At 72.7% G+C, this 14,873-nt stretch carries 12 protein-coding genes; 7 read left to right on the top strand and 5 right to left on the bottom strand.

Annotated elements, in window-relative coordinates; genetic code table 11:
* The first annotated feature begins 96 nt into the window (after positions 1–96).
* From ACFYOU_RS20075 to ACFYOU_RS20095, 5 genes are all read left to right on the top strand, one after another.
* Positions 97–960, top strand: a complete 864-nt coding sequence (locus ACFYOU_RS20075; RefSeq protein WP_385493491.1) for a bifunctional methylenetetrahydrofolate dehydrogenase/methenyltetrahydrofolate cyclohydrolase — start codon at positions 97–99, stop codon at positions 958–960.
* Entirely contained in the window at positions 950–1,414 is a 465-nt protein-coding gene (locus ACFYOU_RS20080) for a DUF3017 domain-containing protein (protein WP_391307194.1), read from the top strand. Before ACFYOU_RS20075 ends, ACFYOU_RS20080 begins: the two co-directional genes overlap by 11 nt.
* A gap of 453 nt (positions 1,415–1,867) precedes the next feature.
* Complete coding sequence (locus ACFYOU_RS20085; RefSeq protein ID WP_391307196.1) at positions 1,868–3,094, top strand: DUF2690 domain-containing protein; 1,227 nt, start codon at positions 1,868–1,870, stop codon at positions 3,092–3,094.
* Positions 3,095–3,697: 603 nt separating this feature from the next.
* Positions 3,698–4,687, top strand: coding sequence for a malate dehydrogenase (locus ACFYOU_RS20090; RefSeq protein WP_391307198.1), 990 nt, complete (start codon positions 3,698–3,700; stop codon positions 4,685–4,687).
* A 200-nt stretch (positions 4,688–4,887) separates the two neighbouring features.
* Positions 4,888–5,082, top strand: coding sequence for a hypothetical protein (locus ACFYOU_RS20095; RefSeq protein WP_385493484.1), 195 nt, complete (start codon positions 4,888–4,890; stop codon positions 5,080–5,082).
* A 41-nt stretch (positions 5,083–5,123) separates the two neighbouring features.
* Here the strand turns inward: ACFYOU_RS20095 and ACFYOU_RS20100 are convergent, their stop codons facing one another.
* Both ACFYOU_RS20100 and ACFYOU_RS20105 read right to left on the bottom strand, forming a co-directional pair.
* Positions 5,124–5,501: a VOC family protein gene (locus ACFYOU_RS20100; protein WP_391307199.1), complete on the bottom strand. Its 378-nt coding sequence runs from the start codon at positions 5,499–5,501 to the stop codon at positions 5,124–5,126.
* A gap of 48 nt (positions 5,502–5,549) precedes the next feature.
* Positions 5,550–6,125, bottom strand: a complete 576-nt coding sequence (locus ACFYOU_RS20105; protein WP_391307201.1) for a hotdog domain-containing protein — start codon at positions 6,123–6,125, stop codon at positions 5,550–5,552.
* A gap of 712 nt (positions 6,126–6,837) precedes the next feature.
* On the opposite strand from ACFYOU_RS20105, the gene ACFYOU_RS20110 reads away from it, so the two are divergent.
* On the top strand, positions 6,838–8,163 hold the full coding sequence (locus ACFYOU_RS20110; protein WP_391307203.1) for an LCP family protein: 1,326 nt from the start codon (positions 6,838–6,840) through the stop codon (positions 8,161–8,163).
* Between the two features lie 82 nt (positions 8,164–8,245).
* Here the strand turns inward: ACFYOU_RS20110 and ACFYOU_RS20115 are convergent, their stop codons facing one another.
* On the bottom strand, positions 8,246–9,715 hold the full coding sequence (locus ACFYOU_RS20115; protein ID WP_391307205.1) for an LCP family protein: 1,470 nt from the start codon (positions 9,713–9,715) through the stop codon (positions 8,246–8,248).
* Positions 9,716–9,893: 178 nt separating this feature from the next.
* Here ACFYOU_RS20115 and ACFYOU_RS20120 point away from each other — a divergent pair, with 178 nt between their 5' ends.
* Entirely contained in the window at positions 9,894–10,901 is a 1,008-nt protein-coding gene (locus tag ACFYOU_RS20120) for a glycosyltransferase (RefSeq protein WP_391307207.1), read from the top strand.
* 79 nt (positions 10,902–10,980) lie between these two features.
* Here ACFYOU_RS20120 and ACFYOU_RS20125 read toward each other — a convergent pair whose 3' ends face one another.
* Positions 10,981–12,759, bottom strand: coding sequence for an LCP family protein (locus tag ACFYOU_RS20125; protein ID WP_391307209.1), 1,779 nt, complete (start codon positions 12,757–12,759; stop codon positions 10,981–10,983).
* Between the two features lie 85 nt (positions 12,760–12,844).
* Positions 12,845–14,590 carry an LCP family protein gene (locus tag ACFYOU_RS20130; protein ID WP_391307210.1) on the bottom strand — a complete coding sequence of 582 codons (1,746 nt, stop codon included), beginning with the start codon at positions 14,588–14,590 and terminating at the stop codon, positions 12,845–12,847.
* Positions 14,591–14,873 lie beyond the last annotated feature (283 nt).

Below are 14,873 nucleotides of genomic sequence, written 5' to 3' on the forward strand. Positions count from 1 at the left end.
CCCACCGGGGCCCGGCCCGTCGCCGTACGCGCCGGTCGGTGCGGGCCGCACCCACCGGATTGGAACCCGGCCCGTGCCATCCGCGAAGATGGGGCCATGACCGCCCAGATTCTCGATGGCAAGGCCACCGCAGCAGCGATCAAGTCCGAACTGGCCGTCCGCGTGGCGGCCCTCAAGGAGCGGGGCGTGACGCCCGGGCTCGGAACGGTCCTGGTCGGCGACGACCCGGGCAGTCAGAAGTACGTGGCCGGCAAGCACCGCGACTGCGCGCAGGTCGGCATCGCCTCCCTCCAGCGCGAGTTGCCCGCCACCGCCACGCAGGAGGAGGTCGAGGCGGTCGTCCGCGAACTGAACGACGACCCCACCTGCACCGGTTACATCGTCCAGCTCCCGCTGCCCAAGGGCATCGACGAGAACCGCGTCCTCGAACTCATGGACCCGGCCAAGGACGCGGACGGACTCCACCCGACGAACCTGGGCCGACTGGTCCTGGGCGAGCCGGCCCCGCTGCCCTGCACCCCGTTCGGCATCGTCCGGCTGCTGCGCCAGCACGGGGTCGAGATCAACGGAGCCGAGGTCGTCGTCGTGGGCCGCGGGGTCACCATCGGCCGCCCCATGCCGCTGCTGCTGACCCGTCGCTCCGAGAACGCCACCGTCACCCAGTGCCACACCGGCACCCGTGACCTCGCCGCCCACCTGCGGCGCGCCGACATCATCGTGGCCGCGGCGGGCGTTCCGCACCTGATCAAGCCGGAGGACGTGAAGCCGGGCGCCGCCGTCCTGGACGTCGGGGTCTCCCGCGACGAGACCGGGAAGATCGTCGGCGATGTGCACCCCGGTGTCGCCGAGGTCGCGGGCTGGCTGTCCCCGAACCCGGGCGGCGTCGGACCGATGACCCGCGCCCAGCTCCTCGTCAACGTCGTCGAGGCGGCGGAACGGAACGCGAACGGTGTCGGCTGACACCCCCCGCGCCGCGCCTGGCGCCGAGGGCGCCACCGGCCCGGTCCCGGGTGCGCCCGTCGCCAAGGTCCGCAACCGCCGTTTCTCCCTGACCCGGGACACCGCCCGCCCCGAGGGCGGCGGCCGGACGGCCCCCGGGGGCGCGCCGGCCCCGGCCCGCCAGTGGCCGATGCTCGTGGTGCTCGGCTCGGTCGGAGCGGGGCTGCTGCTCACCGGGCTCGACGCCTCCCGGGTCGGCGCGCTGCTGATCGGGGGCGCGCTGCTCGCGGCCGGGCTGCTGCGCTGGGCGCTGCCGTCGGTGGGCATGCTGGCGGTCCGCTCCCGCTTCACGGACATGATCACTTACGGGGTGCTGGGCGGGGCGATCGTGCTGCTGGCGCTGATGACCCAACCCGAACCGTTGCTGGACGTCCCGTTCCTCGAAGACGTGCTCCACTTCACCATCAAGGCGTAGCCCGGGACCGCTCGCGGCCCGTACCCCCACCCGGGTGCGGGCCGCCGTCGTGTCCGCACCCCGTGCGCCGACGCCCGAGGGCGTCGACCGCGGTCGAAATCGCCCGCACCCCCTGCGCACGGGCTGCGGGCGCGGTACGGTGACCGGCGGTAAGCCGCCGTGGACCGGGTGTCGACCCGTCTCCACGACCGTCGAAACCGAACGCCGGGTTCCGTATCGCGGACGGCCCCGACGGTGGGACACTGGCGCGCAGGCAGCGGACCACCCGCGCGCGAGAGGCGCATGCAGGGTGGTTCGAACGCTTCCGTGCGCCCCCGGGTGGGGAACTGACGTTCCCGCCCCGGGCATCCCTGTGGGTAGCCGGACCGGGATGGGCCACGGGCTCGTGGGTTCACGGGTACGCACAGCGACGGCGACGGCGTACCGGTACGTTCAGGGGGATAGGGGGACACAATGCCTCGTTGGAAGGATTTGCCGGAAGAACTCGACCCACAGGTCAAGGAGTTCACGGGGCAGCTCCGCAGGCTGGTCGACCGCAGCGGTCTGAGCATCGCGGCGGTCTCGGACCGCACGGGCTACAGCAAGACCTCCTGGGAGCGTTACCTCAACGGTCGGTTGCTCGCCCCGAAGGGCGCGATCGTCGCGCTCGCCGAGGTCACCGGCACCAACCCGGTCCACCTGACGACGCTGTGGGAGCTGGCGGAACGGGCCTGGAGCCGCTCCGAGATGCGCCACGACATGACGATGGAGGCCATCCGGATCTCCCAGGCGCGGGCCGCGCTCGGCGAGACCGGGGGCACCGACGTCCGGGGCGGTCGCGCCGCCCACCGGGGAGCCGCCGGGCGCCCCGCCGGCCCGACCGGACCCGCGGGCCGCGCCCCCGGCGCCCGGGGCGGTGCGCACGCCGCCCGCGGCCCGCGCACCGGAGCTCCGGGCCGACCGGCCGCGGACGGGGCCCTCGGCTTCTCCGGCGGCCCCGGGACCTCCTCCGACACTCCCCCCTCCGGCAATGACGTCACCTTCCAGAGCGTCCGCTACCAGGGCCCCCTCGGCGGAGCCGTCCCCAACGGCCCCGCCACCCGCCGTCCCGCCCACGGCGGCGGTCCCGTCCCGCAGGCCGCGGGCCCGGGCGGCCCGGGGGGCGGCCCTCCCGGCGGTCGACCGCCGCGACAGCGCTCCGGCGCCGCGGGCGGGCGCCGCACCACGATGTTCCTCGCGGGCGCCGTCGGCGCGCTGGCCCTGATCGCGGCGGCCTTCTACTTCGCGGGCGGCTTCGACGGCGACGGCGACGCGGAGGCCAAGCCGTCCCCCGCCGCCAAGGTCAGCAAGAAGCCGCTGCCGGCCGGCGTCGAGTGCAGCGGCACCGACTGCACGGGCAAGGACCCGGAGACCATGGGCTGCGGCGGCGAGTACGCACGCACCACGGCCACCATCCGGGTCGGCACCTCCACGGTCGAGGTCCGCTACAGCAAGACCTGCGGGTCCGCCTGGGCGCGGATCACCCAGGCCGCGGACGGCGACACCATAGAGATAGCCGCGCCGGGCGCCAAGAAGCAGCTCAGCACGGTGGGCACCACACCGGACACCGACGCCTACACCGCGATGGTGGCGGTCAAGGCGGCCGGCGACGCCAAGGCGTGCGCCACGGTCCGGGCGGCCACGGAGGGCTGCACCCCGTAGCTCCGTAGCCCGAGCCGTGTCCCACCGACCGCACGGGCCCGCCCCCGGGCCCGTGCGGTCGCTGCATTCCGGCCGAATCCGCGCCGCGCGCCCCGACCGCCACCCGCCGCCGGGGAGCCGTCCGGCGCCCCGTCCGGCGCCCGTACCGAAACCGACGCCCGGAACGTGCATGGAACGGACACCACCGGGCACACGGAGGAATACCCCCACGGGAGCGGCCACCACCCCCCGGCGGCCGTCCGCTCTCCCCCCCCCCTGAGCGGACGGCCGCCCACCCCGCACCGCACGCCGCCCCCGTTTCACCCCCGCCCGTCCCCGCTCCGCACGGACCGCTCGGCCCGGTGCGCAGCCGCCCCGACCACCGACCGCCGGGCCCCGCACAGCACGGAACCAGCCGTCCGCGGGGCCCCCGCCCCGGCTGTGGGGCGGGCCACACGGCCCCGCCGATCCGGGACCGCCCGAGCGCGATAGCCTGACCGCTGGATCTCTCTTGACGCCAAGAGATCGATCATCGGGACCGCTGATCGATCACGTGGGCGCTCGCGCGGGGTCCCGTTTCCGGGGCAGGGACGCCCCACCGCCAGCTGTCATACGGAGAACGCCATGACCCGCACTCCCGTGAACGTCACCGTCACCGGCGGAGCCGGCCAGATCGGTTACGCCCTGCTCTTCCGTATCGCCTCCGGCCAGCTCCTCGGCGCGGACGTGCCGGTCCGGCTGCGGCTCCTGGAGATCACCCCGGCGCTCAAGGCCGCCGAGGGCACCGCGATGGAACTGGACGACTGCGCCTTCCCGCTGCTCCAGGGCATCGACATCAGCGACGACCCCAACGTCGCCTTCGCCGGTGCCAACGTCGCCCTGCTGGTCGGCGCCCGCCCCCGTACCAAGGGCATGGAGCGCGGTGACCTGCTGGAGGCCAACGGCGGCATCTTCAAGCCCCAGGGCAAGGCCATCAACGACCACGCCGCGGACGACATCAAGGTCCTCGTCGTGGGCAACCCGGCCAACACCAACGCCCTGATCGCCCAGGCCGCCGCCCCGGACGTACCGGCCGAGCGCTTCACCGCGATGACCCGTCTCGACCACAATCGCGCGCTGACCCAGCTCGCGAAGAAGACGGGCTCCACGGTCGCCGACATCAAGCGGCTCACCATCTGGGGCAACCACTCCGCCACCCAGTACCCGGACATCTTCCACGCGACCGTCGGCGGCAAGAACGCCGCCGAGCTCGTGAACGACGAGAAGTGGCTGGCCGACGACTTCATCCCGACCGTCGCCAAGCGCGGTGCCGCGATCATCGAGGCCCGCGGCGCCTCGTCCGCCGCCTCCGCCGCGAACGCCGCCATCGACCACGTCCACACCTGGGTCAACGGCACCGCCGACGGCGACTGGACCTCCATGGGCATCCCGTCCGACGGTTCCTACGGCGTCCCGGAGGGCCTCATCTCCTCCTTCCCGGTCACCACGAAGGACGGCGCCTACGAGATCGTCCAGGGCCTGGACGTCAACGAGTTCTCCCGCGCCCGCATCGACGCCTCGGTCAAGGAGCTCGCCGAGGAGCGCGACGCGGTCCGCGCCCTGGGTCTCCTCTGACCCCACCCCCTGCACCACCCCCGCCCCCGGCTGCCCTCGGCACCGGGGGCGGGGTCGTGTCCGGGCCCGGCCCGGCCGGTTCAGTGGTCGGCGGGGCCGAACGTGCGCAACGAGCATGTTCGACGTGCGCAAACGGGTGAATGTCAGCGAGCTGCTGCAACCCCCTTGAGCTGTCGCGCGTCCAGGCCGAGGCTTTCTCCATGAACCCTCAGTACTGCTACCGATGCGGCGCCCTGACCGAGAAACCCGTACTGGTGGAGGAGGTGCACAGCGCCAGCGGTCCCGGCCTGGACGTGTACGCCTGTGAGGCGCACGCCCTGCGCGTACCGGCGGCCCTCAGCCAGGCCGCCGCACTGGAGTCCGCGTTCCGGGGCAGTCGCCGACCGGGGGCCTGAGCAGCGCGCCGTCCGCCTGACGGACAGGCGTGACCTGACCGTCAGGCCGCAGCCCGCTCCGCCGCGCTGCGCTCCACGCAGAACTCGTTGCCCTCGGGATCGGCCAGCGTCGCCCACCCCGTACCGTCCGGGCGGCGGTGGTCCCCCACGAGGACGGCGCCGAGGGCGAGCAGCCGCTCGACCTCCTCCTCGCGCGTGCGGTCCTGCGGCTGGAGGTCGAGGTGGACCCGGTTCTTGACCGTCTTGCCCTCCGGGACCCGGATGAACAGGAGGTCGACGCCCGCCGAGGTCACCAGGACCTCGGGGTCGCCGGGGTGGTCGTCGTCACCGAGCCGCCCGTCGAGCACCCGTACCCAGAAGGAGGCCAGGCGGTAGGGGTCCGCGCAGTCGAGGGTCACATGTCGCACCAGAGAGCTCATGCGGGCACCCTAGGCCGCGCGTCAGACCCGGACCAGCGGGTTTCCGGGTCAGTCGACGATCCCGTCCGCGGTCCGGCGGGCCCGCAGCTCACGGATCGCCTCGCGGCGCGCGAGCCGGTGGGTGCGGCGGATCTGGGCCTCCTGGTGGCGCCGCCGGTCCCGCTCGGTCTCCGGTTCCACCGGCGGCACGATGCGGGGCTTGCCGTCCGCGTCGACCGCCGCGAACACCAGGTACGCGGAGCCGACCTGCGTGGCGGTCGTCGACTCGTTCCAGCGTTCCGCCATGACCCGGACGCCCACCTCCATGGAGGTCCGCCCGGTCCAGTTGACCTGCGCCTTCACATGGACCAGGTCACCGACCCTGACCGGCTCCAGGAACACCATCTCGTCCATGGACGCGGTGACCGCCGGGCCGCCGGAGTGCCGTCCCGCGACCGCTCCCGCCGCGTCGTCGACCAGTTTCATGATCACGCCGCCGTGCACGGTACCCAGGAGGTTGGTGTCGTTGTGGGTCATGATGTGGCTGAGCGTCGTCCGGGAAGCGGAGGTGGGCTTGCCGGCGATGCTGGGGGCGCCGTGGGTGCCGGGGTCGCCGGGCTCCGTGGCAGGGGGCTGTGCTGTCATGCCCTCCACTGTATGGCGTGCGACGCGTCGCCCCTCGGGTGCGTTCCGCTGGACGTGCGCCGTTCAGCGCGGGTGCGCTGGGCTGTCGCGCAGTTCCCCGCGCCCCTCACGGTGCGTCCCGCCGGACGTGCGTTGTCCCGTGCGGTGCGCTGGGCTGTCGCGCAGTTCCCCGCGCCCCTGTCGGGGGGCGTTTGCCTGGCGGTGCGCTGTTCGGTGCGGGTGCGCTGTGGTTGCCCGCGCAGTTCCCCGCGCCCCTCACGGTGCGTCCCGCTGCACGTGCGCTGTCCCGTGCGGTGCGCTGGCGTTTCGCGCAGTTCCCCGCGCCCCTGGATCGCGGTCGCTGCCCACCGCTGCCACCCGCCCCACCACCAGACAAACGCCCCCGCACCAATCAGCGCACCGCCAGGCAAACGCCCCCGACAGGGGCGCGGGGAACTGCGCGAAGCAACAGCGCACGCGCACGCGACCGCGCACCCGGAGGGGAACGCACCCGATGGGGGGCGCGGGGAACTGCGCAACAGCCCAGCGCACCGCACGGGACAGCGCACGCCCAGCAGGACGCACCGGACAGGGGGCGCGGGGAAACGGCGCGGGCGACCCCACCGCACCGAATCACCGCAGACCGCGGAAATTGCATCAGCTCTGCAACAGCGCTGCCCCGAGTTCCCGCCCGCCCTGTCAGTACACCGCTGTGAGCCGGCACACTTAGCCCATGAACGAGTGGCCCGAGGGGCGTAGCGGCCGGAGCCGCGACGGTGAAGGATATGGCCGCGGCAGCGCGAGCGAGCGGCCCGAGAGCGCCCGCGTGATGCGGCAGGTCCAGCGGGGCCAGGGCCCCGGCCCGCGCCCCTCCGCACCGCCGCGTGGCGTTCCGCAGCAGCACGGCTACGGTCAGCAGGGCCACCCCGGCGGTCAGCAGGGCCAGGGCGGCGGCCAGCAGGGTTACGACAGCGGTTACAACACCGGCCAGGTCTACGGCAACCCCCAGGGCGGCAGCGGGGGCCGGGGCGGCGCCGGCGACGGGGGCCAGCTGCGCCCCGGCGGCGGCGGGTCCCGCCCGGCGCCCGACTGGAAGCGCCGCATCAAGATCGGCTCGCTCACCCTGGTGATCGTGCTGCTCGTGGTCTCCGTCGGCACGTACTTCTGGGCCGACTCCAAGCTCAAGCGCGAGGTCGACCTGTCCAAGGTCATCGAGCGTCCGAAGGACGGCGACGGCACCAACTACCTGATCGTCGGTTCCGACAGCCGCGAGGGCATGTCCGACCAGGAGAAGAAGGACCTGCGCACCGGCTCCGCCGAGGGCAAGCGCACCGACTCGATGATGATCCTGCACGTCGGGGACAGCGGGAACGCGATGATCTCGCTGCCCCGCGACTCGGACGTCGAGATCCCGTCGTTCGTGGGCTCCGACTCCGGCAAGCGCTACGAGAACACCGGGCGCCGGGTGAAGCTGAACGCCGCGTACGCGGAGGACGGCCCCGAGCTCCTCGTCCGCACCGTCGAGCACAACACCGGGCTGCGCATCGACCACTACGCGGAGATCGGCTTCGGCGGCTTCGCGAAGATCGTGGACGCGATCGGCGGCGTCGAGATGAACCTGGAGAAGGGCTTCAAGGACAAGCGCTCCGGCGCCGACTTCGAGGCCGGCAAGCAGACCCTCGACGGTCAGGAGGCGCTCGCCTTCGTCCGTACCCGCTACGCGCTCGGCAGCGACCTGGACCGCACCAAGAACCAGCAGAAGTTCCTGTCCGCGCTGGCCAGCCAGACGGCGACGGTCGGAACGGTCCTCAACCCGTTCAAGCTCTACCCGACGCTGGGTGCGGGCCTCGACACCCTCGTCGTGGACCACGACATGGGCCTGTTCGACCTCAGCGAGATGTTCTGGGGCATGAAGGGCGTCACCAGCGGCGACGGCGTCTCCATGAACATCCCGATGGCCGGCTCCCGGGGCAGCAACCTCGTCTGGGACAAGGCGAAGGTCAAGACCCTGGTGGAGCAGCTGAACAACGGCGACAAGATCACCGTCACCGGCAACTGACCCCGCCCGCACCACCCCGCACCGCCGAACGGGCGGGCACCCCCGGCGGGTGCCCGCCCGTTCCGTACCCGCAGGTCACGGGTCAGCCGCAGGTCACCTCGTCGCCGGACACCGCGCCGAACTCGCCGGAGTCCGCCGGATCGGCCACCCGGACCCGGGTGACCCCCCGGTAGTCGGCGCCCGCGACCACCCGCATCACCGGGCCCCGCCCCGGCTCCGGCCGTAGCTCCGCCCCCGGCAGGGCCGCGGCCAGCGACTTCACCGAGCGGTCCCAGCGCGGGTCGTAGTGCACGACCGTGCGTTCCGCGGGCCCCGCGGGGACGGGCCGTCCCGTCGTCCGGAAACCGGTGCCGCGCAGCGCCGCGTCCACCGTGCCGCCGAGGTCCGCCGTACCGGTGCCGTTCTCCACCTGGACGCGGATCTGGTCCGGCGCCACCTCCACCCTGACCGCCTTGCGCCGCACCTTGTGCGCGGCGAGCGGCTCGTCCTCGCGCAGCGCCTCGAACAGTCGCCCCGCCTTGGCGTCGTTCCACTTCACGGTGGAGCCGAGCCCCGCGACCTGGTGCGCGACGTCCTCGATCGGCACCGTCGTGAACTCCGAGGACGAGGGCGAGAAGCCCCGCATGGCCCGGCCCAGCGTCAACATCTCGTCCGTGCCGAAGTTCTTCGACGCCCGCAGCGAGCCGAGCGACGCCTGAGCGAGCTCCCTGAACCGCACCGGGTTCAGCAGCACCCCCGAGGAGGTCGCCTTGGCGATCAACGCGGCCATGAACGTCTGCTGCCGCTGCATCCGCCCCAGGTCGGCGGCGCCGTCGATGTGCCGGGAGCGGACGAACTGGAGGGCCTGCCCGCCGTTCAGCTCGTGCGGTCCGGCCGCGAGGTCGAGACCGGTGCCTGAGTCCTTCAGCGGTTTGGCGGCGCAGATGCGGACCCCGCCGACCACGTCGACCGTGCGCATGAAACTGGTGAAGTCGACCTCCAGGTAGTGGTCGATCTTCACGCCCGTCAGGTGCTCCACCGTCCGCACGGTCAGCGGCGGGCCGCCCTCCGCGTACGCCGCGTTCAGCTTCACCGGGTGGGCCGCGTACCGCTTCCCGGTCGTCCGGTCGACCCGCTCGGGGATCTCCGCGTACGAGTCCCGGGGCAGGCTCACCACGCTCGCCCGCTCCAGGTCCGCCGAGAGGTGCACGATCATGATCGTGTCGGTGCAGCGGCACGGCGCCCCGCCCAGGTGGTACTTCTCCTTCTCCTCGGGGGTGATCCGGTCCCGGCCGTCGGTGCCGACGAGCAGGAAGTTGGTGCCGTGGCCGGCGCTCGGCCGGTTCTTCATGTCCTTGAACGCGTCCACCCGTTGGATCTCCGCGTCGATGCCCGTCATCAGCGCGTGCCCGATGCCCGCCGCGCCCAGCACGGTCACCGACAGGGCCGTCACCGCCCGGCGCGCCCAGCGGGGCCGCCCGCCGCGCCTTGTGCGCCGTCCCGGGGCCGCGGCAGCGGGTCTGCGTCCGCCCGGGGGAGCGGGGCGGACGGGACGGCGGGGCGGCTGGGGCACGGGAAGGACACCTTTGCGTACGGGTGCGGTTCGGCGGGCGTGACCGTCGGACCGGTGCCGTGCGGGTCCGGCCGGGGCCGTGGGGCCAAGGCGACGGTACGTCCATAGGAAATGCTGCCCGCTCCAGCGGCCGGACGGCGCGCGACCGTGTCCCCCGTTCGCGGTAACGTGAAGGACGATGAACGCCACGCCCGCCCCGAAGCTTCCCCCCGTGTCCGTGATCATGCCCGTCCTCAACGAGGAACGGCATCTGCGCGGCGCCGTCCGAGCCATCCTCGCCCAGGAGTACGCGGGCGAGATGGAGGTGGTGATCGCCCTCGGCCCGTCCAAGGACCGCACCGACGAGATCGCCGCCGAACTGGTCCGCGAGGACCCCCGGGTGCACACCGTGCCCAACCCCACGGGACGCACCCCGGCGGCGCTGAACGCCGCGATCAAGGCGTCCCGCCATCCGGTCGTCGTCCGGGTCGACGGGCACGGGATGCTGTCGCCGGACTACATCGCCACGGCCGTGCGGCTGCTGGACGAGACCGGGGCGCAGAACGTCGGCGGCGTCATGCACGCCGAGGGCGAGAACGACTGGGAGCGGGCCGTCGCCGCGGCGATGACCTCCAAGATCGGCGTGGGCAACGCGGCCTTCCACACCGGTGGTCGGGCCGGGCCCGCCGAGACGGTGTACCTCGGGGTGTTCCGTCGCGAGGCCCTGGAGCAACAGGGCGGCTACAACGAGGAGTTCATCCGCGCCCAGGACTGGGAGCTGAACTTCCGCATCCGGGAGGCGGGCGGCGGGATCTGGTTCTCGCCCGAGCTGCGGGTGTCCTACCGGCCGCGGCCCAGCGTGCGGGCGCTCGCCAAGCAGTACAAGGACTACGGCCGTTGGCGGCACGTGGTCGCCCGGTACCACTCGGGCTCCATCAACCTGCGCTACCTCGCACCGCCGACCGCGGTGTGCGTGATCGCCGCGGGCGTCGTGGTCGGCGCCGCGGTCACCCCGCTGGGCTTCGTGGTGCCCGCCGGGTACCTCGCGGCGATCGCCGCCGGGTCGGTGCCCGCGGGACGGGGACTGTCGTTCGGGGCGCGGCTGCGGATACCGGTGGCGCTCGCGACCATGCACATGTCCTGGGGCTGGGGGTTCCTCACCAGCCCCAAGTCCCTCGCCAAGCGCGTCATCGCCTCCCGGCGCTGAGACGCCCCGGGGACGACCGGTGGTCCGACGCTCCGGCCGGACCACCGCTCACCCCCGCCCCGGGTCACTCCGGGTCGCCTCAGTAGGTGAAGCCGGGGTTGACCTCCATGCAGGTCTGCTCGTCGGCGCCGTTCAGGAGGTTCGCGGACTTCGGCGCGGAGTCGTCAAGACCGCCGTCCTTCGGATAGGCGGAACCCTCCCGCCAGTCCGCGCCCACGGTCAGGGTCACCCCGGAGACCTCGGTGGACTGCTCCACCGACGACAGCGGGATGCCCAGCGCCTTGGCGACCCGCTGGGCGTCCCCCTCCAGGTCCGCGCTCGGGAACGTGATCACGGTGTGGGCCTCGGACACCGCCCGCTGGGTGTCCGCGACCGACCGGTCGAAGCCCTTGCCCGCCAGCAGTTGCGCCACCGTGGACGCGCGCCCCGCGGCCGGTGCGAGCACGTCGGTACGGGTGCCGTTGACGACCTGCACGGCGATCCGCGCGTCCGGCGCGGGCGGGTCGTCGGACAGCTTCGCCTTCTTCTTCCGCTTCTTGTCCTTGCCGTCCAGCGAGATGTCCTCGCGGATCAGCCGGAACAACTGCTCCGCGTCCCCGGGCTTGGGCACGACCCGCGGGCCGAGGTAGTCGAACGGCATCGTCGTCATGGTGATGCGGTCCGGCGGCACCTTGCGCAGCTCGTTGCCGAGTTCGTAGAGCTTCATCACGTCGTCGAGCCCCTTGTCGACGGTGAGGGCCCGGGTCGCGGTCTCGGCGAGGCCCCGCAGCTTGCCGGGGTTGCTGAGGGTGGCGTTCTTCCGCAACTCCCGCACCATCGAACTCATGTACATGTGCTGGGCCTTCGCCCGGCCGATGTCGCTGCCGTCGCCGAAGCCGTAGCGGGTGCGCAGCCACTGGAGGGCCTGCTCGCCCTTGATGGAGTGGGTGCCCTTCGGGAGCTTCAGGCCGGAGCCCTTGTTGCTGGCGGTGTGCGAGTAGATGTTCTTGTCCACGCACACGGGGACGCCGCCGATCGCGTCGGCCATGTCGACCACGCCCGCGAAGTCCACCTGGATGAAGTGGTTGATGTGGATGTTGGTGAGCTTCTCCCAGGTGGCGACCGTGCAGCCGGCGCCACCGCGCCCCAGCGACTGGTTGGTCATCACCCGCCCGTTGCTCGCCGGGTGCGCTTCGCCCTCGGGGTCGGTGCACTTGGGGATCTCCACCAGGGTGTCCCGGGGCATGCTGACCACGGACATGTTGGAGCGGTCCGCGGACAGGTGCACCAGCATCTGCACATCGGCCAGCGGGGCCGCGCCGACGCTCTCCCGGGAGCCGCCGAGCCGCAGGTTCTCCTTGGTGTTCCGGCTGTCCGAGCCGATGAGGAGGATGTTGAGGGGGGTCTGCCCCGCGGCGTTCGGGGTGGGGGTCGGGGCCTTGTGCTCGCCGATGTTCAACTCGCCCTTGCGGATGTTGCCGTTCAAGTGGCGGTAGTAGAGGTATCCGGCGCCGGCCGTGCCGAGTATGACGACCGAGAGGACCAGCGCGGCCCAGCGCAGTATGCGGCGCTTGCGGCGCGCCGGCCGAACGCCCGGCCCGCCGCCCGGCCGACCGCCACCGCGGCCGCCGGGCCCCGGGCGGGAACCCGCCGCGCCGGTGGGGCGCTTGCCCCCGGCGGGCCGACGGGACGCGCCCCGGTCGCGGGGGGCGTCCTCGGCGAGTGCGGCGACGCTCTCCCCGGTGGCCCCGCCCTCCGGGTCCCGCAGGGCCGGTGCCGCCCCGGCGTCCGCCCCCGGCTGCTCGTCCGCGAGGTCCGTGCCGCTGCGGGCGGGCGCGTCGCCGCGGCGGACGCGTGGACGGGACTCCTCCCCACGCATGCCACTTCGGCCCATTCGCAACCCCTCCCCGCACGCCCGCCGTAGAACCCAGGTATCCCGTTAGACGCCCGAGACACCCAAAGGGTTACTCCGCGCAGACCGCTTTGTCCGCCTCGACCTTCTGAACCCCCTCCGGCACCTTCTCCGGGGGTTTCATCGCTGCTCCTGCGCCCTTGAAGTCCGGTCCGAGCGTCAGCACGATCGCCGGGAGTCCCTGTGCGTTCGTCTCGCTCTCGCCCGGCTTCATGGCGGAGGCGGACAGACCCATCAGACTCGCCAGTCGGCGGGCCTGGTCGGCCTGTTCGGGAGCGTACGCGAGCTGGGTCTTCGAGACGTCTGCCGGCGCGTTCCCGAGCTGGCTGGACTTGAGGACGCCCCCAGTGTTCTGCAAGTAGGTGAGAGTTTCCTGAGCGGAGCCCGCTTCGGCGCCGCCGTTGTAGATGTGCACCCGTACATCGGCGGGGTCCGCCATCGGGCCCTTCAACAGTCCGGCCTGTGCGGCCTTCTCCTTCTTGGCCTTCGCCTTCTTCTGCTGCTCGACCTCGGTCAGCGAGACGTCGTTCCGGATCATCGCGAACAGCGGGTCGGCCTTGGCGCTGTCCACCACGACGGTCGCCTTGACGCGTTCGGCGGGGTTGTCGAGCACCGGCAGCGTCGCGAAGCTGATGTTCTTCGGGTCGACCTTCGCCAGCTCCAGGCCCACGTCCTTGAGCTTGTTGATGCTGCCGATCCCGGTGTCCACCTCCAGCGCCTCGGTGGCCGCCTCGGCGAGGTCGAGCATGCGGCTGGGGCTGGTCAGCGTGTCGCTCGACTTGAGCTTGCGCATCAGGGAGCCGAGGAACTGCTGTTGCACCTGGATGCGGTCCAGGTCGCCCTGGTTGCCGAAGCTGTGCCGGGTCCGGACGAAGGCGAGGGCGTCCTCGCCCTTGAGGGTGTGCTTGCCGGCGGACAGCTTGAGGTGCGACTTGGGGTCGTCGACGTCCTTGGCGACGCAGACCTCCACCCCGCCCACGGCCGTCGTCAGCGTCTTCACCGCGTTGAAGTCCGCGAGCATGAAGTGGTCGGGCTGGATGCCGGTCAGCTCCTTGACCGTCCGCATCGCGCAGCCCGCGTCCCGCCCCTCCTGGCCGAGGCTGGTGTTGAAGCGCACGGCCGTCTGGCCGGGGATCACCTCGGTGCTGCCGTCCGGCTGCTTGGTCGGACAGTCGGGGATGTCCGTGATGAGGTCCCGCGGGATGCTCAGCACGGTCGCGTTCGTCCGGTCCTTCGCGACGTGGAGCAGCAGGGCGGTGTCGGCGTGGCCGGCGCTGTTCTTGTCGCCGTAGCCGCCGTTGCCCTCACCGGTGCGCTTGTCGGTGCCGATCAGCAGGATGTTGACGGCCTTGTCCTTGCTGAAGCCGCGGGCGCCCGCACTGCCCACGTCGGTGGTGGTGATGTTGCCGTTCAGGTGCTCCAGGTAGAAGTAGGCGGTGGTGCCCGCCCCGATGAGGACGACGGCGAGGACCCCGCCCGTCCAGGCGAGGACCTTCTTGCCCCGGGACGACTTGCCGGAGCCGGCGGAACGTCCCCGGCGGCGGTTCGGCGGCGGGGGCGGCGCCCCGCGGCGCCTGCGCTGGCCCGGCACGTCACCGGTGCCCGTGCCGGTGCGGCGCGGGGCGTCGGGAGGGGTGCGGGGGCCCGGGGTGCGGCGGCCGGTTCCCCGGGGGGAAGGCGCCGACGGCGGGTCGGGGGAGGGGCCCAGTCGTAGTTCGTAGTCACCGGTCTGCGGGTTCAGCACCCACTGGTCGGCGGGGTCCACGTCGTCCCCCGGCCCACGGCCTTGCGCGTCCACGGTTGTTAGCGTCCTCCGTCAGGCCCCACGCGACGCCACCCCCCTCGAAGGCGCACGGCAGCTCGGTCTCTCGGTGCTCGGTGCGCGACGACCGCAGGCACCGGGATCGCTCACACTATCCGCCCAATTGGGCGTAGAGCGATGGCGGTGACACATTCCACGTCTTGATAACCGGGCAATACGGCTCATACGTTCGGCGGAGCCGTGCGCTACGGAGATCCGGTGCCGATCTTCGGGGCGCCCCGGTGCTCCGGCCGCCGTTCGGCGGGGGAGCGACCGGGGT

The sequence above is a fragment of the Streptomyces sp. NPDC005955 genome, from assembly GCF_042871255.1.
Lineage (GTDB): Bacteria > Actinomycetota > Actinomycetes > Streptomycetales > Streptomycetaceae > Streptomyces.

Bases quoted from the DNA above. Each gene is read 5' to 3' on its own strand.
- ACFYOU_RS20075 (WP_385493491.1), top strand. From the start codon at position 97: ATGACCGCCCAGATTCTCGATGGCAAGGCCACCGCAGCAGCGATCAAG.
- ACFYOU_RS20120 (WP_391307207.1), top strand. From the start codon at position 9,894: ATGAACGCCACGCCCGCCCCGAAGCTTCCCCCCGTGTCCGTGATCATG.
- ACFYOU_RS20125 (WP_391307209.1), bottom strand. From the start codon at position 12,759: ATGCGTGGGGAGGAGTCCCGTCCACGCGTCCGCCGCGGCGACGCGCCC.
- ACFYOU_RS20105 (WP_391307201.1), bottom strand. From the start codon at position 6,125: ATGACAGCACAGCCCCCTGCCACGGAGCCCGGCGACCCCGGCACCCAC.
- ACFYOU_RS20110 (WP_391307203.1), top strand. From the start codon at position 6,838: ATGAACGAGTGGCCCGAGGGGCGTAGCGGCCGGAGCCGCGACGGTGAA.
- ACFYOU_RS20095 (WP_385493484.1), top strand. From the start codon at position 4,888: ATGAACCCTCAGTACTGCTACCGATGCGGCGCCCTGACCGAGAAACCC.
- ACFYOU_RS20090 (WP_391307198.1), top strand. From the start codon at position 3,698: ATGACCCGCACTCCCGTGAACGTCACCGTCACCGGCGGAGCCGGCCAG.
- ACFYOU_RS20100 (WP_391307199.1), bottom strand. From the start codon at position 5,501: ATGAGCTCTCTGGTGCGACATGTGACCCTCGACTGCGCGGACCCCTAC.
- ACFYOU_RS20085 (WP_391307196.1), top strand. From the start codon at position 1,868: ATGCCTCGTTGGAAGGATTTGCCGGAAGAACTCGACCCACAGGTCAAG.